Raw genomic sequence first — 17604 nt, 5'->3', positions numbered from 1 at the left:
AGTATGATCAAGCAATGTCTGACATGACCGATACCACGCCCGGCTGGCTCACTTCCGACGAGCTCGAGATGGCGCGCGCCCGGATGCCGATCCTGTACGTCGAGGCGGTGCCCGTGCGCGTCGACGACAGCGGCGAAGTCACCAGCGTCGGCCTGCTGCTGCGCATCGGGTCCGACGGAACGGTCAGCCGAACCCTGGTCTCCGGCCGCGTCCTGCACCACGAACGGGTCCGCGACGCCCTGCTGCGCAACCTGGAGAAGGACCTCGGCCCGATGGCGCTGCCCCGGGTCCCGGCCTCCCTGCAGCCCTTCACCGTCGCCGAGTACTTCCCCACCCAGGGCGTCACGCCGTACCACGATCCCCGTCAGCACGCGGTGTCCCTCGCCTACGTCGTCCCGGTCAGCGGCGACTGCCGCCCCCGCCAGGACGCCCTCGACCTGGTCTGGTTCAGCCCACAGGACGCCCTGTCGCCCGCGATGCAGAGCGAGATGCCGGGCGGGCACGGGGTGCTGCTGAAGCAGGCGCTGGCGCACGTGGGCTGCTCGGTCTGAGCGGTCCGACGGCGGCAGTGCCGGTCGTGGCCGGTCGGGGCCGGTCGTCGGTGCGGGGATCGTGGGTTCGTCGATCGCCTGCCACCTGGCTCGCCGCGGGGCCTCGGTGACCGTGCTCGAGCGGGGGCCGGCCCCCGCCACGAGTGTGACTGGTGGATCCTTCGCGTGGATCGGCGAGTGCGGCGGGGACTGGCCGGGCGGCGCGTGGGACCTAGGTGCGGGATCGCCCGGCTCGCGCAGTTCGGCCGCCGGCGCCGGTCGGCGCGCGGGGTGGACTGACGCGCGGCGTGGACTGACGCGCGGGGTCACCGCGACCTCGAGCCTGCGCCGAGTCGTGCAGGGCTCACTCCGGATCTTCGGTCCTGCGCTGGGTGGTCCCGGGCTCGCCCGTGTCGCGTCGCCATTCGACGACCAGCTCGTCCTTGGTGCCGAAGCGGACCAGGTGACGGCCGACGACGTCTTCGAGCAGGTCGAGGTGTTCGGCCTCCGACTCCACGGAGAGCAGCAGGGCGCCGTCGACGGCGGTGAGCGCGCCGGTGCCGTTCTGGAAGAGCAGGCGGCCCTCGCCGGTCTCCTCGTCCCAGCTGGTCCGACTGCGGCGGCCGAGGTGGGAGGCGAGTTGCTTGGCGTAGCGCTGCGGTCGGTCGGTGACGACGCGGGCTTCGGAACGGGGCATGGCGTACTCCGGGGATCGCGGTGTGCGGCGAACGTCTCGATGGTGCCGGAGCGGCGCGCGGAACCCGCACCTTCCCAGGCGTCACACGCCGCAAAGTATGGATGCCTTCCGCGTCAGTCACACCCCGCTTGAGGTCGGCTTGACCTAGGGGAGTTGGCGACCCGAGCAGCGGCCTGAGGCAGCGCTCCCCTTACAGAGCCGAACCGGCAACGGGCCCCGCAGCGACGGACCGAGGACCCTGCGGGTGCCGTAGCGGTACGACTCCTACGCTGCGGCCGTCGTGGTCCAGCAACCGCCCCATGTGCTTGACCGTGCGCAGCACCACGGAGCGGTCGGCGACGGTCAGGCGCGGCAGCTTGCGTGAGAGGTGGGCCTCGAAGGCGTGCACGTCGTGCAGGTCGCGCAGCCAGACGTCGACGACCAGGTTGTACGGCCCCGCGGTGATCGCGCAGGAGCGGACCTCGCGCACCCCGGCCAGCACCCGGCTGGTCTCCGCCACGAACCGGCCCGGCACCGAGGCGAAGTACACGGCGGACAGCGGCCATCCCGACAGCGGCCGGGCCAGGTCGCAGCGCAGGCTCAGCCGGGCGGCGAGCAGGGACTGGAGCCTGCGGCGCACGGTGGTGATGCTGGTGTCGGTCCGTGCCGACAGCTCGCGCAAGGACATGCGCCCGTCCGTGCTCAGCAGTTCCAGCAGGCCCGCGTCCAGGGCGTCCCAGCGGGCCTCGGCGGCGGGCGCGGGCAGAGCCGGCGAGGGGGCGGCCGCCTCGATACGCGCACTCTGTGCCGCGTCCAGGCTCCGCAGCCGCCATCGGCTGCCCTCAGTGGGGACGCCGGTCGACACATGGGTCCGGGTCGCCCGTATGCCCGGTGTGCGCTGGAACAGGAGCGTGGTGAGGCGGGCCAACTCGTCGAGGCTGCGGGCCTGTACGGCAGCCACCAGGTCCCGTCCGCCCGCGGTGAGCTTGATGTTCGGCACCGCCGGGTCCGCGGCGAGCGCCTGCGCCACGTCCTCGGCGACGCCCGGCTCGGTGTCCACCTCGATCACACCGCTCACCACGATCCGCGAGTTGTCCAGCCGGGGGTAGGCGGTCACCCAGGCCAGACCCGCCTCCTGGAGCCGGTGCCAGCGCCGCGCGGCGGTGACGGGGTTGACCCCGAGCACCTCGCCGACGAGCGTCCACGGGGCTCTGGGATGGATCTGCAGGGCGTGCACGACACCCCGGTCGAGTTCGTCGAGTTCGAGGGCGGCGCCCTCCTCATGGGTGTCCTCCGCGGCACTTTCCTGCGCGCCCTCGGGTGGCACTTCTCTGCGCACGTCCGGGGAATCCGGCTCGAAAGCTGCATCGTCACATCGGGTTTTCCTGCGCACCCCACACTCCCCTTCGCCAGTTGCCGACAACAAAGGAGCGACCGCGCCCCATGACGGAAGCCACGACGCCCGAGACCACCCGGACCGCTCTGCGGGTCCACCGTGCCCTGCTGATCGACGGCACCGGCTCGTCCCCCGTGGACGACGCCGTCGTCACGATCGATGCCCAGGGCACCATCACCTACGCCGGTCCCGCCGCGACGGCGCCCCCGGTCGCCGAGGACGACTCCTCGGTCCGGGTCGTCGACGCCGGTGGCCGCACCGTACTGCCCGGCTTCTTCGACTGTCACGTCCATCTCGCCTACGCGCACGGCTCGCCGCCCGGCCGCCGGGCCGAGCTGGACCCGGTCCTGGTCACCCTGGACACGGCCACCCGACTGCGGCAGACCCTCGACGCCGGCATCACCACCGCCCGTGACCTGGGCGGGCTTTCGGCGGGCTTCCGTACGGCCGTCGCGTCCGGCCGGATCGTCGGTCCGCGGCTGCACACGGCCGTACGGATCATCAGCCACACCGGCGGCCACGCCGACGTCCGACTGCCCGACGGCACCGACCTGAGCGCCGGGATGTCGGAGATCGCCGACGGCACCGACGCGGCCCGGCTCGCGGTGCGCCGGGTGCTGCGCGACGGCGCGGACCTGGTGAAGGTCTGTGCCACGGGCGGCATGGGCAGCCCCTACGACGACCCGGACGACGAGGGCCTGTTGGAGGAGGAGATCCGCGCCGTCGTGGACGAGGCCCGCCGGCACGGCGGGAAGCCGGTGGCCGCCCACGCCCAGGGCAACGCGGGCATCCTCAACGCGATCCGCGGCGGCGTCACCAGCATCGAGCACGGATACGGCCTGGACGAGCGGGCGTTGGACATGGCGGGCGAGCGGGGCGTGTTCGTCGTACCGACGCTGTCCACCGTGTACGCGGGCATCAACAAGGAGACGATGGCGGACTACCACTACCAGAAGAAGGTCCGCTGGTCCGGCACCACCAAGGAGAACATCGCCCGGGCCATCGAGTTCGGCGCCCGGATCGCGCTCGGCACCGACGCCGCCGTCGGTCCGCACGGCGTGAACCTGATGGAGCTCGCCTATCTGGTGGACCTGGGCATGGACCCCATGGCGGCGATCGTCGCCGGGACCCGCACCTGCGCCGAACTCCTCGGCCTCGCCGACCGGTTGGGCACCCTGACGGTCGGCCGCACCGCCGACCTCGTCGTCTGCGACGGAGATCCCCTCCAGGACATCGGTGTCCTCGGCGACCCCGCGAACATCGTCTGCGTCGTCCAGGACGGCGTCGTACGCAAAGACCTCCTGCCGTCGGCCGCCGATACCGGAAGGCGCCCCTGATGTCCTCGCTCACCGACCTCCCCGCCCCCGACAGCAAGTCCCCCGGCACGCGCCGCCCCGGCCGCGTCGACCGCGCGCTCTCCCTCATCGAACGGGTGGGCAACGCGCTGCCGAACCCGATCGTCCTGTTCACCACCCTCTTCGTGATCCTGGCCGTCGTCTCCACCGCACTGGCGCTCGCCGACGTACAGGTCACCGTCCCCGGCACCGACGAGACGAAGGCCGTCACGGGCCTGTTCACCGGCGAGGGCGTGCGCTGGCTGGCGGAGAACATGGTCACCAACTTCGCCACGTTCCCGCCCATCGCCGCCGTACTGCTCATGATCATGGCGGTGGGGGTCGCGGAGAAGGCCGGCCTCCTGGAGACCGTCATGCGGGCCACGCTGGCCCGCGCACCGCGTGCGGCGCTGCCGTATCTGGTGGCGCTGATCGCCTGTCAGGCGCACATGGTCAGCGACGTCGCCTCGATCGTGCTGCCGCCGCTGGCGGCCGTGGTCTTCAAGAGCGCGGGCCGCCATCCCGTGGCCGGTCTGATCGGCGGCTTCGCCTGCGTCGGCGCGGGCTACGCCGCCGGCTTCACCATCGGCTCCCTCGACGCCCTCTACATCGGCATCACCCAGCAGGCCGCCTCGGTGCTCCCGGCCGCCCAGGGCCTCGACCTCAACCTGCTCGTCAACTACTTCTTCACCGCGTCCAGCAGCCTCGTCCTCGGCCTGCTGGGCGGCTTCCTGATCAGCCGCGTCCTCGAGCCCCGCCTGAGCCCGTACGACGCCGCCGCGGCCTCGGCCGACGAGCCCGAGGAGCAGGACCTCACCCTCACCCCGGTCCAGCGGCGGGGCCTGCTGCTCACGGCCCTGGTCGTCCTCCTCTACACGGGCGCGGTCCTGTCCCTGTGGCTGCCCGAGGGCGCCCCGCTGCGCGGCGAGGGCGGCGCACTCGTCCCCTCTCCCCTGCTCACCGGCATCGTCCCGGTGCTGTTCGGCGCGTTCCTGCTGGCCGGGCTCACCTACGGGTTCACCGTCAAGGCGCTGACCGGTTCGGAGGGCGTGGTCACCGCCATGTCCGACTCGGTGCGGAACATGTCCGGCTACATCGTCCTGATGTTCGTCGCCGCCCAGGTCATCGCCCTGTTCAACTGGTCCAACGTGGGCATCCTGCTCGCCGTGAAGGCGGCGGCCGGGCTGGACGCCATCGGCCTGACCGGCTTCTGGGCGCTCGTCGCCTTCGTCCTGCTGGCGGCCTGCCTCAACCTCTTCATCGTGTCCGGGTCCGCCCTGTGGTCGCTGGTCGGTCCGGTGTTCGTCCCGGCGTTCATGCTGCTCGGCATGAGCCCGGCCCTCAGCCAGGCCGCCTTCCGCATCGGCGACTCCGCGACCGGCATCATCACGCCGATGAATCCGTACGTCTTCCTGCTGCTCGCGCTGCTGCGACGGTACGAGCCCGAGGCACGGCTGGGCACGCTCATCGCCCGGCTGTCGATCTTCGTCGTGCCGTTCCTGGTGGTGTGGCTGGCGATCCTGGGGATCTTCTACGGCTTCGACCTGCCGCTGGGGCCCGGGGCGCACATCGGTCTGAAGTGAGGGTCGGGGTTGCCGGCAGGCGCGGGGCCACACCCACCGGCTCTCGTTCAGTGCAGGTCCGCCCGCGCGGGACTGTCCTCGGCGGAACTGTCGTCCTCGGCGGAACTGTCGTCGAGGAAGCCGCCCGACTGGTGCTGCCACAGCTTCGCGTAGGCGCCGCCCGACGCGAGCAGTTCGTGGTGCGTGCCCTGCTCGATGATCCGTCCGCGGTCGAGGACGACGAGTCGGTCCATGGTGGCGACCGTGCTCAGCCGGTGCGCCACCACGAGCGCCGTCCGCCCCTCCATGAGCCGCCACAGTGCCTCCTGGACGAGGATCTCGCTCTCCGAGTCCAGGGCGCTGGTCGCCTCGTCGAGCAGCAGGATCGGCGCGTCGCGCAGGATCGCCCTGGCGAGAGCGACCCGCTGCCGCTGTCCGCCGGACAGCTTGACACCGCGCTCGCCCACCATGGTGTCGAAGCCGTCCGGCAGGGCGTCGGCGAACTCCGTGACGTGCGCCGCTTCGGCCGCGCGGCGGATCTCGGCGTCGGTGGCGTCCGGCCGGGCGAACGCGATGTTGTCCCGCAGCGTGCGGTGGAACATGGCCGGGTCCTGCGGCACGTAGGCGATCATGCCGCGCAGGTCGGTCTGGCGCAGCCTGCTGATGTCCTGGCCCCCGATGAGGATCCGGCCGGCCCCGATGTCCGTCATCCGCAGCAGCAGCCGGCTGAGCGTGGTCTTGCCGCCGCCGGACCGGCCGACGAGACCGATCTTCGTCCCGCTGGGCACGGTCAGGTCGAGGCCCTCGAAGAGCGGCTCCGAGCCCGCGTGGGCGAAGGTCACCCGCTCGAAACGGACGTCGGCGGCCCCGGGCAGCAGCGGCTCCGGCACCGCCGGGTCGAGCACGGTCGGCGGCGTCAGCAGCAGTTCGGTGAACTGCGCGGCCTCCGTCATGGAGCTCTCCAGGCGGCGGTAGATCTGGTTGAACTCGAACATGATCCGCGTCGCGTTGGTGTAGTACGTGAAGGCGACCACGACCGCCTCCACGCCGAGCCTGCCCCCGCCGAGCGCGACCGCGAGCAGCAGGCCCAGCGCGTTGGTGAGGATGGACATCGGCGCGATGAACGTGTCGATGCGCAGGTTGCCGTAGTCCCACGACCTCAGCGAGAGCCGTCGCGACTCCGCGACGCGGGACCGGTGCTCGGCGGCCTCGCGTTCCTCCGCGGCGAACGCGCGGACGGTGTCCATGTTCATCAGGCTGTCGGCGACGTGGCCCGACACCCGGGCGATCGCCGCCTCGCGCTGGTCGACGAGTGCCTGGCGGCGCCGGATGAGGGGCGTCACACACAGCGCGGTCAGTGCGATCATCGCCAGGAGACCCACCACGAGCAGCGGTTCGTAGCGCCACAGCACCACCGACCCGAACAGCAGCGGGACGAGGCTGCCCACGACCGAGAACGTCAGAGTGTCGACGAACTGCTCGAATCGGGAGGCGAAGCTCAGGACCCGCTTCGTCAGCGACCCGGCGAAGTTGTCGTGGAAGAACGCGGCGTCCTTGGCGAACAGTTCATCCATGCCGATCACGTACAGATGCTCGATGCCGAGGGCGTCGAGCCGGTTCAGGCAGTGCACGCCGACCCGCCACAGCGCCTCCGCGAGCAGCAGGACGCCGGCGAAGCCGAGGACGTAGGGCAGCGTCGAGCCGAGGGCGATTCCCGCGTCGTCGGCGATGCGGCCGACGAGCTTCGCTACGACCAGCGGCGCGACGTAGTTGAGGCCGATGTTGCCCAGCGCCGACAGCAGCATCGCGGGCACCGTCAGCCAGCGGAGCCGGGCCAGCTCCCGTCCGTAGTAACGAAGCGCGAGGAGCACCGAGCCCCTGCGCGGCGGAACCTCGCGCGATCCAGGCGTTCCCATCCCCACCCCGTGTTGTCGTGCGCCGGCCCGCCGGACGCGGGGCGCGGCGACTGGGCCCCCGCGCGCGGCTCGCGCCGACGTCGACGCCGACGCGCGAGTACGGGGAGGCCAGGAATCGCAGTGTCCCGTGACGGTGCCCAGGGAATCCAGGCGTTTTTCCCGGCCGGCGGCAGGCGCACGGAGGCGCGGACCGAGGGCCGGCGAGCGCCCGCCACGCCGTCACCGTGGTCGACAGGCTCGGGCATCGGCAGTCATGTCGCGACACCGCGTGCCGCAAAACGCATCCAGCGGGCCTGCCGCTGTCGGCAGACCCGCTGATGAACACCGTCGGGACGACAGGATTTGAACCTGCGACCCCTTGACCCCCAGTTGGGTGGTCCGTGAGCGGCGTGCGACGGGTCGTTCTTCGAGGTCAGTGTTCAGCGTACTCGGCCGAGTAAAGGAGTCTGCGCGCTCCGGCCTTTGCCGGTCAACCTCGTTTGATTCACGCGCCGCCTTCCACAGATCGAGTGGAGCCGCCACGGGCTCTTTGTCTTCCATCGTCGCGCTTCACCTGAGAGCGGGCAAGTGAACGCGTGTGCGCCTTGGTGCTCAGCGAGCGTCGAGCAACCTCTCGTGAAGTCCCGGAACAGGCCGTGCATGACGAACTCCCAAAGATGGGGTCGTACTTGGTCATGCTGACGTTGGCTCGACCCACGCGGCCAGCGGAACCGGCCCCCGGCCCGAGCGAGGGTGATCGGCACCTTAGAACTCCTACTGATCTTTTCGGGCTGTTGTCGGGTGCTGATCCCCGCGGTAGGTCGGTGGTATGCGGTACGAGCATGAGTACGTCACGCTCGGCGTAGGCGGCGGCGATGCGCCGGGTCCGGGCTGATGGCGTTGGCCTCGACGTACACGCCTCGGAAGGGGTGCGTGAGGACCTCGTGCGCTACGTCCTCCGCCGCGTGCGGCGGGCAGACTGACAGGACGAAGTCCGCTTGCGGCCAGGGCGGATTCGAGGGACTCGGCGGCCTCCAGGTCTGCCTCCTGGGCCCGTTGGAGGCTGGCGGGGCCGCGGCCGGTGGGGACGTACAACGCCCGGGCTCCCGAACGGGGCGCCTGGCCGCCGACTTTCGCGCCCGTGGCGCCGGGATGCAGAAGCGTCAACGTGGTCATGGGCCTCACGTTAGGCGGGGGCCGTCACCGGGCCCTCGCGTACGGCTGGCGCGACCGATGCCAGGCCCTGGGACTGGGCGACGATGTCACCACGAGCGTAGAGGTTCAACCAGTCGATTCCGTCGGGCAGTCGGAGAGGACTTCCGTCGTGCCCCAGAGAGCGGCGGATGGTGGCCAGGTCTCCTCGCTCTACAGCACGTCCAGCTCATGGTGTCCCACCCGCCTCTTTCGTACCACTTCGCACAGTGATCCTCTTGGCCGTCGTGCGAGGATGCAGGCTCCGCCTGCATATCTCCCATGCCGATCACGCCGATCGGCGAGCCCTCAGCCTCACTGCAGTCTCATCGCTGCACCGCAGCCGGCTGCACGACGTCCAGGCAGAGCCCGCATCCTCGCCCAGTCCACCGTCCCCAGCCCATCAGCGACGGCAGTAGGGTCCGCGATGTGAGCGAGTACCAGTACTACGAGTTCCAGGCCCTCGACCGACCGCTCAGCCGCGAGGAACAGGACCAGTTACGGGCCGTCTCCAGCCGGGCCCGGATCACCGCCACCAGCTTCACCAACACCTACAACTGGGGTGACCTGCGCGGCGACCCACGCCGCATGGTCGAGCGCTACTTCGACGCCCACCTGTACGTCACCAACTGGGGCACCCACCGCCTGATGCTCCGCCTGCCCAGGCAAGCCCTGACCCTGCCCACGGTGAAGCCGTACTGCCTCGACCACCACATCGACGCCTGGACCACCCGCACCCACCTTCTGCTCGATCTCACCAGCGAGGACGAAGGCGGCGACTGGATCGAGGGCGCCGACGACTCACTGGCCGCCCTGATCGGCGTACGCGACGAACTCGCCACCGGCGACCTGCGCCCCCTCTACCTCGCCTGGCTCGCCGCGCTCGCCGCCTGGGAACTCCAAGACGACGAAGAAGAGGAGTACCAGACCTGCCCCGAACCGCCCGTCCCGGCCGGCCTCGGCGAGCTCACCGCCCCGCAGCGCGCGCTCGCGGACTTCCTGCGCGTCGACGCCGACCTGCTCACGGCCGCGGCCCAGGCCAGTCCCGCCGCGCCCAAGAAGTCGGCCAATCCCACGAAGAAGGAACTCGCGCCACTGATCGCCGCCCTACCGGAGCAGGAGAAGGACGCCCTGCTTCTGAGGCTCGCCCTCGGCCCCGAACCGCGGCTGCGCGCCGAACTCCTGCACCGCCTGCGCGGCACCACCATCCCCACTGCGATTCCCGGACGCCGGTCCGCCGCCCACCTCCTGGACGCCGCCCACACCCTGCGCACCGAACGCCGACAGCACGCCGAACACGAACGAGCCGAAGCCCGCACCCGGCACCTGACCGCCCTCGCGAGCGAAGCCGAGTCCGCCTGGCAGCAGATCGAGGCACACATCGCCACCAAGAAGACCACCGCCTACGACCAGGCCGTCGCCCTCCTCACGGAACTGCGCGACGCCTACGCCCACACCGGACGTGACATGGACTTCGACCAGCGCCTGACCCGCCTGCGCGAGGACCACCAACGCCGCCCCGGCCTCATCCACCGCCTCGACCGCCACAGCCTCCGGTAACGCCCCCAGGCCACGGGGCCGAGGAAGCCCGGGCAGAGCTCCTCAGGGAAGCAGCGTGAACGCAGGAACGTGCTCGGGCACGAGCGCCCGGAAGTGCCGGTGGTCGAGCGTCGCGACATCCGTCAGCTTCAGCCGCTCCGCCACAGCGACCACCGAAGCATCCGCGACACCCAGCGGAAAGCCACGGTAGCGGTGCATCAGCTCAGCGATCCGGGCCATGTCCCGCTCATCGGGAAACACCTGCACCAGATCACCGCCGACCACAGACTCCACCAGGTTGACTTCAGCCTCGGCGCCCAGATACTTCCCGACCAGATAACAGCATTCAGTCAGCACATACGGAGTGACAAGGAGATCGCCATCGTACGACTCCAGCAACGCGGCGCACTGCTCGTGATCAGGGTCGTTGCGGTTGAGGAAGGCGACAAGCGGACCAGTGTCAACGATCAGCATCGTCCTCGCCGATCTCCGCCCGCGCGATGTCCTTCGCCCGGGCGCCGAGATCGGTCGCCGGGCCATCGAAGCTCCGCAGTATCCGAAACCGACTCGGCGCGGGCTTCACCAGACGCAGCGCGTGACGGCGCAGCTCCTCCGCCTGCTCGGGCTCCAGACGATCGATGAGCTCGTGCAGCTCCCTGTAGTCGTACGCCGAGGTCATGGCCGCTTCCTCTCCACCGCGCCGTACCTCCACGATAGCGTTGGCGTCCCGAACCCATGACCATGTCAGCAGGTTCCAAGTTGATCGTCCGGGGCGGGTTCCGCCGACAGTCCTGCCGCGTCCGCGACATCCGGGCCCGCGTCTGCCTCGCGCTCTACGCCACCACTGGCGGCGTCTTGCTCCCCTGAACCGTCACTCTCATCTTCCTCAGCCTCTCGGCGCCGCTCGAATCTAACCCACTTGTGACCTTCGACTGACCCTTTGGTGATCAAGGTCAGTCAGGTGAAAGAGGTGATCCACGTGAAGGCTTCCGAGCCGCCGCCCTTGGTGCCGAGTCAGGGGAAACGCGCTGGTCGCGGCTGGCATCGCGGACGTGGTGGTCGCATGTGGTCGCACGAAACTGGGAGAGTCGGCCCTTCCTCCGCGCCCTGGAGGCGATCCCCATGCGTACCACCGCCGACCGCGGCCGCGTCTACCGCAGGTGCGGCTGCCGAGACACCCACCACCGCCAGCTCGGAGCACACTGCCCCCGCCTGCTCACCGACGGTCACCACGGGACTTGGACGTTCGCCGTCGACATCCCCGCCCCACACCGCCACCGCACCACCGTCCGCCGAGGCGGCTTCACCAGCCACGACGACGCCGAGGCCGCACTGCGGACGTTCCTGGAGGGCGAGGCCGGCGGATTCAACGCCGACCCGAACCAGACCGTCGCCGACTACCTCCACAGCTGGCTGGCGGCGAAGGCGCTGGTGCTCAAGCCGACCACCATGGCCCGCTACCGCGACTTCGTGCACAACGATCTCGCCCCCGCCTTCGGCAGCCTCAAGCTGGACGAGCTCAGGCACCGGCACATCAGCGCCTTCGTCACCGGTCAGCTCGCCGCCGGCCGCGGCCGCATCACCCTCTACCGGTGCATGGCCACCCTGTCCAGCGCGCTGGGGGACGCGGTCCGCCAGCACCGCCTCGCCCACAACCCGGCAAGCCCACCGGCCCTACGCCGACCGCCCGCGCCGGAGCGCCGGATCTGGACCGCCGCCGAGGCCGTCCGCTTCCTCCAGCACTGCCACCAGGCCGACCCGGACATGGCCGACCTGTTCGAGTTCCTCATCGGCACCGGCCTGCGCAAGGGCGAGGCCCTCGGCCCGCACTGGGACGACGTCCACCTGAGCGAACGGGTGCTGTACGTGCGCTGCACGCTCTACGCGATCGACAACAACCGACTCGTCATCACCCCGCCCAAGACCCGCTCCAGCAAGAACTGGGGGGCCATCTCACCCCGCGTCGCCGCCGCTCTCCACCACCGGGCCCGCTCCAGGAATCGCACCCACACGTGCCCGGGCGATCCGTTCGCCGGACTCGTCTTCTGCCGACCCGACGGCCGACCGCTGCGGCCCAGCGCCGTCCTGGACCGGCTCCGGCAACTGTCCGACGAAGCCGGTGTCCCCCGGGTGACCGTTCACGACCTGCGCCACCTGGCCGCCACCCTCACCATCACCGCCGGCGTCCCCCTCACCGTGGTCTCCAAGACCCTGCGCCACTCCACCCTGTCCACCACGGCCAACATCTACAGCCACCTCACCCAGCAAGCCGCCCGCCAGGCCGTCGACACCATCGAGCACACCCTCACCCAGGCCGAACAGAGAGCCGACCGGCAGGACCGGCAGGACCGACCGCGCTCACCACGCGACCACATCCAGCGGCTCCGCGAAGCCCTCCACCGGCACCGCTCCCCCGCCCCGCCCGGCTTCTCCGCCACCGCGAGCTTTCCCCAGATGCGGCCTGCGACCACAGTGCGACCACCAGCCCTCCAGGAACGCGAAAGGCCGCCCTCCCGTAAACGGGAGAACGGCCTCCGACCTGCATCAAAGCTGGTCGGGACGACAGGATTTGAACCTGCGACCCCTTGACCCCCAGTCAAGTGCGCTACCAAGCTGCGCCACGTCCCGGTGCCGTCTGACCTGGGATTTCCCCTGGCCGAACACGCATGGAAACAATACCGCACTCGGGTCCGTGGTCGCGCACTCGTTTATCCGCGGACACACTTGACCTCAACCTTGCTCGAGGTTGCACGATCGTTCACATGACGATCACCGAGGAACGCGGCCGTACCTACGGGTACGGCGACTTGTCCCGGCTCATGGGACTGATGACGGGCGACGAGAAGCACGGTCCGGCGGCGACGTCCACGCTGGACGCGCTGTGGGTCCTGTACGACCGGGTGCTGCGGGTCGCGCCCGAGCGGGCGGACGATCCGGGGCGGGACCGGTTCCTGCTGTCCAAGGGGCACGGGCCGATGGCGTACTACGCGGTGCTGGCGGCCAAGGGCTTCGTACCCGTGGACTGGCTGCCGGGCTTCGGCGCGTACGACTCGCCGCTCGGCCACCATCCCGACCGGGTGCTCGTGCCGGGGGCCGAGATCGGCAGCGGGTCACTGGGACACGGGCTGCCGATCGCCGTGGGCACGGCGCTGGGGCTGCGCGCCCAGGGCCTCGACGCGCCCCGGGTGTGGGTGGTGGTCGGGGATGCCGAGCTGGACGAGGGCAGCAACCACGAGGCGATCGCCTTCGCCGGGCCCGCCGGGCTGGACCGGCTGCACACCGTCGTGATCGACAACGCCTCCGCCAGTCACGCCCGGCCCGGCGGCATCGCCGCCCGTTTCGAGGCGGCCGGCTGGTCCGCCGTCACGGTCGACGGCCGTGACCACGAGGCGCTGTACGCCGCGTTCACCGCTCCGCACCCGGGCCGACCGCACTTGGTCGTGGCCCGGGTCGAGCCCAAGTCCGCCTGATCGTCCGCCGCTTCTGACACCTCCGGAAAGGCCCGAACCTCCATGGACACCATGCGTGACCGTCTCGCCCCCGTCGTCTCGCGCCTGCTCGACGAGGATCCGCGCGTCGCGGTCGTCCTCGCCGAGATCGGCAGGGACGCCTTCACCGAGGCGTGGCACCGGCACCCGGACCGGGTGGTCAACGTCGGCATCCGCGAGCAGCTGCTCGTCGGTGTGGCCGCGGGAATGGCCCTGACCGGGCTGCGGCCCGTCGTGCACACCTTCGCGAGCTTCCTCGTCGAGCGGCCCTTCGAGCAGGTCAAGCTGGATCTCGGCCATCAGGACGTCGGGGCGGTGCTGGTGAGCGCCGCCGCGTCCTTCGACTGGCCCGCGGGCGGGTACACCCACATGGCCCCCGGGGACGTGGCGCTGCTCGACACCCTCGACGGCTGGACCGTGCATGTGCCGGGGCATCCGGACGAGGCCGAGACCCTGCTGCGGCACGCCGTCGCCGCGGGCGACGACAAGGTGTACGTACGGCTGTCCGTGCAGGCCAACCGGGACGCGCTCCCGGTCGACGGGGAGCACTTCCGCGCCGTCCGCGAGGGCCGTTCGGGCGTGGTCGTCGCCGTCGGGCCCATGCTGGACGCGGTGCTCGCCGCCGTGGAGGGCCTGGACGTGATGGTGCTGTACGCGACGACCGTACGGCCCTTCGACGCGGCCGCTCTGCGCCGGGCCACGGCGACGGCCGGAGCCGACGTCGTGCTCGTCGAGCCGTACCTCGCGGGCACGTCGACCGCGGCGGCGAACGACGCCCTCGCCCACGTACCCCACCGGGTGCTGGGCCTCGGCGTGGGCCGCCGTGAGCTGCGGCGCTACGGCCGCGTGGAGGAACACGCCGCCGCGCACGGCCTCGACGCGCGGTCCCTGCGGGAGCGGATCGGCGGGTTCGTGGCGGGTGCGGGTGGCGGGGGTTCGTGAGGCGGGGCGGCAACTCACCTTTTCTCTGAGGCCGGTGGTCCACCCGTCAGCAGTGCCCGGTCAGCCGCGCTCGGTCTGCCGCGCCGGCTCACGCGAACCCGTCACCGTCGCCGGACCCGCCGTCGCCGGACCCGCCGTCGCCGAACCCGCCGTCGGTGGATCGACCCGCACCAGGTCCCGTATCGCCGGCACGGCGAGCAGCGCACCCGCGACCACGAAGCTCATCGCCCCGGCGACCAGCAGCACCTGGTCGGCGCCGAGCAGCCCGGCCGCCGGGCCGGCGAGGGCCTGGCCGACCGGCATCATCGCGAGGGAGCCGGCCACGTCGTACGCGTGGATGCGGTTGAGGACGTCGGGCGGGACCTGGGTCTGCACGCTGGTCGCCCACATCACGCCCCAGAAGGACATCCCGGCCCCGGCGACGGCGGCGCCGACGGCCATGGCCGGTATGCCGAGGCCGGCGCCCACCGTCGCCGGGAAGCCGACGAAGCCGAAGAGGGAGAGCGCGCCGGCGCGGAGCATACGGCGGGGACGCAGGCGCAGGGCGAGGAACCCGCCGACGACGGTGCCGGCGCCGAGGGCGGAGTTGATCAGGCCGTAGGCGCCCGGGCCGTACTCCTGCACCACCTCCGTCGCCACCAGCGGGACTGTCGGGCCCCACACCGCGATCATGTAGAGGCACCAGACGGCGATGACGGCCCACAGCCAGGTGCGCGATCTGAACTCCCGCCAGCCTTCGAAGAGATCGGCCCTGAAGGCGCTGCCGCCGCGTCCCGTCATGTGACTGCCCGGGGTGAGCGGCGGCAGGCGCATCAGCAGGAGACACAGGGCACTCACCGCGTACGTGGCCGCGTGGGCCACGAAGACGCCGCCGGGCGAGGCGAGTCCGACGAGTACGCCCGCCGCCGCGGGGCCGGCGAGCTGGGCGACGGACTCGGCGATGCGTATGGCGCCGTTCGCGCCCTGGACGTCGGCGGCGAGCCGGGGCACCGTGCTGGCGACGCCGGGCTGGAACACGGCACCCGCGACGCCGTTGACGAAGCCGATCGCGCAGATCTCCCAGAGCACCACGTGTCCGGAGTAGAAGAGCGCGGCGGCCAGGGCCTGGGTGCCGAGTCGCACCAGGTCGGCGCCGATCATCAGTCTGCGGGTGCTGAATCGGTCGGCGATGACCCCGCCGAAGACGACGAGACCGGCGAAGGCGGCGGCCGTCGAGGCCATGGCGAGGCCCACGGCACCCGCTCCGTACCCGTGCTGGAGCAGGCCCGCGGCGAGGGCGACGGGCAGCATGGTGTCGCCGAGCCGGGCGACGGCCCGGGCGGCGAAGAACAGCGCGAAGTCCCGCGACCAGAGCGACCGCGAGCCCTTCCGCGACGCCGCGCCCGTCGCCCCTGCCGTGCCCGTCATCCCTCAGCGCACCCCTCGCCCGCCGGCCCTGCCGGTCCCTCGTCCATCCGTGGGAGCCGAAGCCCCCTCCGCCCCGGCTCCCACGTTGGCTTCGGATCATGGCACGCGGCACTGACAACGCCCGAGGGGATTTCACTCCGCGGTCGGCAGCCCCAACTCCGGGTGGGCGTCGAGCAGTCGGGTCGGTGCCGCCTGGCGCCAGGAGTCGGCGAGGATGTCACGCAGCTCGTCCTCGTCCTCCACGGCGGCGAGGCGGGCCCGCACCCAGGCGAACTGCGCCTCGTGGTCGGCGATCCAGAACTTCTCCGGCTCGGCCAGCACCAGTTCGTCGCGCTCCTCCTTGGGGCAGCGCACGGCGAGGGAGGTCTCGTCCTCGGGCAGCGTGGCGAACATCTTCCCCGCGACCCGGAACGTGGGCATGCTCCAGGCGATCTTCTCCGTCGTGTCCGGCAGGGACAGGGCGATTCGGCGTACGTCTTCGGCGTCCGGCATGACAGGCACCGTAATGGCTCCCACTGACAATCACCTGGTGAGAGCCTCGACTCCGCCTCCTGAGCCCGCCCCCACGCGTTTGTAGTAGAGCGTCGTCGGCCGCAGCACCCCGGCCGGGTCGGCCGCGTAGTCGGGGATCACTCCGGCCCGCGTCCACCCGGCGGTCGTGTAGAGACGCTCGGCCGGGCTGTCGGTCTCCGTGTCGAGGTGGAGCAGGGTGACGCCCGCGGCGACGGCCGCCTCCTCGGCGGTCGCGAGCAGGCTGCGGCCGAGGCCCCGCCCGCGGGCGTCCCGGTGGACCATCAGCTTGACCAGCTCGGCGCGATGGCGGCTGTTGGGTCTGTCGGGGAAGGCCAGGCTGACGGTGCCGACCGTCCGGTCGCCGTCCCGTGCGACCCACACGGCGAGCTGCCGGGCAGCCACGCCCGCCGCCCGCTCCTTCCACCAGGACGCCGCCACCGCCGGGTCGAGCGGCGCGAGGAAGCCCACCGAGGCGCCGCCGTCCACGGTGTCGACCAGCAGGTCGGCCAACGCGTCGACACAGTCGAGCACTTGAGTGCCGTCCAGTCGGCACACGATCACGGCAGCACCACCGCCAGCGCGTATCGCACCCGCTCGGGGCCCGGGCAGCGGAACCGCGTCGGCCCCCACACCCGCAGCCGCAGGCAGTCACCGGCGTCGAGGTGGTGGTCGGTGTCCTGTGCCGTCACGTCGAGGACCCCTTCGAGGACCCAGATGTGCTGCTCCAGGCCGGGCACGGGCGGCCGGTCGTAGGCGATGTCGGCGCCCGGGGCGAGCCGCCCCTCGACGAGTTCGCCGCGCAGCCCGGAGTGCGGCGGGGACACGGAGCGTCGTACGAAGCCGGAGGCCCGGTCCTCCCACACCGGCTGGTCGGCGGCCCTGACCAGGAGCGCCGGCTCGGCTTCGACCTCGCTGAGCAGCTGGGACATCGTCCGCCCGTAGACACCGCACAGCCGGTTCAGCAGCGAGGCCGTGGGGCTGATCTCCGCCCGCTCGGCCCGGGACAGGGTCGACTTGCTCACCCCGCTGCGCTCCGCCAACTCCCCCAGTGACCAGCCGTGTTCGGCCCTCAGCTCGGCCAGACGGACGCCGAGCCGGGCGTCGACGGGGTCAGGTCCGATCTCCATCCCT

At 71.4% G+C, this 17604-nt stretch carries 16 protein-coding genes, 1 tRNA gene and 1 pseudogene; 8 read left to right on the top strand and 10 right to left on the bottom strand.

Translation table 11 applies throughout. The features are described from left to right. The first annotated feature begins 14 nt into the window (after positions 1-14). Together QFZ76_RS42025 and QFZ76_RS42020 are read left to right on the top strand one after the other, a co-directional pair. Positions 15-551 (top strand): NUDIX hydrolase family protein, encoded by a 537-nt coding sequence (locus QFZ76_RS42025; RefSeq protein ID WP_307678591.1) that lies wholly within the window; start codon positions 15-17, stop codon positions 549-551. 55 nt (positions 552-606) lie between these two features. Further along, positions 607-714 (top strand): annotated as a pseudogene (locus tag QFZ76_RS42020) (FAD-dependent oxidoreductase); the annotation flags it as partial. A 180-nt stretch (positions 715-894) separates the two neighbouring features. On the opposite strand, the gene QFZ76_RS42015 reads toward QFZ76_RS42020, so the two are convergent. Both QFZ76_RS42015 and QFZ76_RS42010 read right to left on the bottom strand, forming a co-directional pair. Then, the gene (locus QFZ76_RS42015) at positions 895-1227 is read right to left on the bottom strand and encodes a DUF2218 domain-containing protein (protein ID WP_307678590.1); all 333 of its coding nucleotides are present in this window, start codon (positions 1225-1227) and stop codon (positions 895-897) included. 190 nt (positions 1228-1417) lie between these two features. After that, complete coding sequence (locus tag QFZ76_RS42010) at positions 1418-2545, bottom strand: Lrp/AsnC family transcriptional regulator (RefSeq protein WP_307678589.1); 1128 nt, start codon at positions 2543-2545, stop codon at positions 1418-1420. 104 nt (positions 2546-2649) lie between these two features. On the opposite strand from QFZ76_RS42010, the gene QFZ76_RS42005 reads away from it, so the two are divergent. Together QFZ76_RS42005 and QFZ76_RS42000 are read left to right on the top strand one after the other, a co-directional pair. Beyond that, complete coding sequence (locus QFZ76_RS42005; protein ID WP_307678588.1) at positions 2650-3939, top strand: amidohydrolase family protein; 1290 nt, start codon at positions 2650-2652, stop codon at positions 3937-3939. Then, positions 3939-5519 (top strand): AbgT family transporter, encoded by a 1581-nt coding sequence (locus QFZ76_RS42000; protein ID WP_307678587.1) that lies wholly within the window; start codon positions 3939-3941, stop codon positions 5517-5519. The genes QFZ76_RS42005 and QFZ76_RS42000 overlap by 1 nt, the downstream gene beginning before the upstream one ends. 47 nt (positions 5520-5566) lie before the next feature. On the opposite strand, the gene QFZ76_RS41995 is transcribed toward QFZ76_RS42000, so the two are convergent. Then, a complete protein-coding gene (locus tag QFZ76_RS41995) occupies positions 5567-7414 on the bottom strand; it encodes an ABC transporter ATP-binding protein (protein WP_307678586.1) in 1848 nt (615 codons plus the stop codon). Between the two features lie 1599 nt (positions 7415-9013). Here QFZ76_RS41995 and QFZ76_RS41990 point away from each other — a divergent pair. Then, entirely contained in the window at positions 9014-10144 is a 1131-nt protein-coding gene (locus QFZ76_RS41990; RefSeq protein ID WP_307678585.1) for a hypothetical protein, read from the top strand. A 42-nt stretch (positions 10145-10186) separates the two neighbouring features. On the opposite strand, the gene QFZ76_RS41985 is transcribed toward QFZ76_RS41990, so the two are convergent. After that, entirely contained in the window at positions 10187-10597 is a 411-nt protein-coding gene (locus tag QFZ76_RS41985; protein WP_307678584.1) for a type II toxin-antitoxin system VapC family toxin, read from the bottom strand. After that, positions 10584-10802 carry a hypothetical protein gene (locus QFZ76_RS41980; protein ID WP_210589781.1) on the bottom strand — a complete coding sequence of 73 codons (219 nt, stop codon included), beginning with the start codon at positions 10800-10802 and terminating at the stop codon, positions 10584-10586. The genes QFZ76_RS41985 and QFZ76_RS41980 overlap by 14 nt, the downstream gene beginning before the upstream one ends. Positions 10803-11245: 443 nt before the next feature. Here QFZ76_RS41980 and xerC point away from each other — a divergent pair, with 443 nt between their 5' ends. Next, positions 11246-12712, top strand: coding sequence for a tyrosine recombinase XerC (xerC, locus tag QFZ76_RS41975; RefSeq protein WP_307678583.1), 1467 nt, complete (start codon positions 11246-11248; stop codon positions 12710-12712). Here the strand turns inward: xerC and QFZ76_RS41970 are convergent. Then, positions 12675-12751 (bottom strand) — tRNA-Pro (locus tag QFZ76_RS41970). The two genes, xerC and QFZ76_RS41970, sit on opposite strands and share 38 nt — an antisense overlap. 134 nt (positions 12752-12885) lie before the next feature. On the opposite strand from QFZ76_RS41970, the gene QFZ76_RS41965 reads away from it, so the two are divergent. Beyond that, positions 12886-13593 (top strand): transketolase, encoded by a 708-nt coding sequence (locus QFZ76_RS41965; protein ID WP_307678582.1) that lies wholly within the window; start codon positions 12886-12888, stop codon positions 13591-13593. Between the two features lie 42 nt (positions 13594-13635). Then, positions 13636-14553, top strand: coding sequence for a transketolase family protein (locus QFZ76_RS41960; protein WP_307678580.1), 918 nt, complete (start codon positions 13636-13638; stop codon positions 14551-14553). Positions 14554-14613: 60 nt separating this feature from the next. Here QFZ76_RS41960 and QFZ76_RS41955 read toward each other — a convergent pair whose 3' ends face one another. From QFZ76_RS41955 to QFZ76_RS41940, 4 genes are all read right to left on the bottom strand, one after another. Continuing rightward, positions 14614-15960, bottom strand: coding sequence for an MFS transporter (locus tag QFZ76_RS41955; RefSeq protein WP_307678579.1), 1347 nt, complete (start codon positions 15958-15960; stop codon positions 14614-14616). 132 nt (positions 15961-16092) lie between these two features. Then, positions 16093-16452 (bottom strand): MmcQ/YjbR family DNA-binding protein, encoded by a 360-nt coding sequence (locus QFZ76_RS41950; RefSeq protein WP_266450460.1) that lies wholly within the window; start codon positions 16450-16452, stop codon positions 16093-16095. 30 nt (positions 16453-16482) lie between these two features. Next, positions 16483-17034 carry a GNAT family N-acetyltransferase gene (locus QFZ76_RS41945; RefSeq protein WP_307678578.1) on the bottom strand — a complete coding sequence of 184 codons (552 nt, stop codon included), beginning with the start codon at positions 17032-17034 and terminating at the stop codon, positions 16483-16485. After that, positions 17031-17600, bottom strand: a complete 570-nt coding sequence (locus QFZ76_RS41940; protein WP_373464438.1) for a helix-turn-helix domain-containing protein — start codon at positions 17598-17600, stop codon at positions 17031-17033. The genes QFZ76_RS41945 and QFZ76_RS41940 overlap by 4 nt, the downstream gene beginning before the upstream one ends. Between the last annotated feature and the right edge of the window lie 4 nt (positions 17601-17604).

It is taken from the genome of Streptomyces sp. V4I2 (genome assembly GCF_030817655.1).
In the GTDB taxonomy this organism is placed as follows: Bacteria; Actinomycetota; Actinomycetes; order Streptomycetales; family Streptomycetaceae; genus Streptomyces; species Streptomyces plumbiresistens.
The sequence above is the reverse complement of the archived record's forward strand: the minus strand, read 5'-3'. Positions and strand labels throughout refer to the sequence as shown.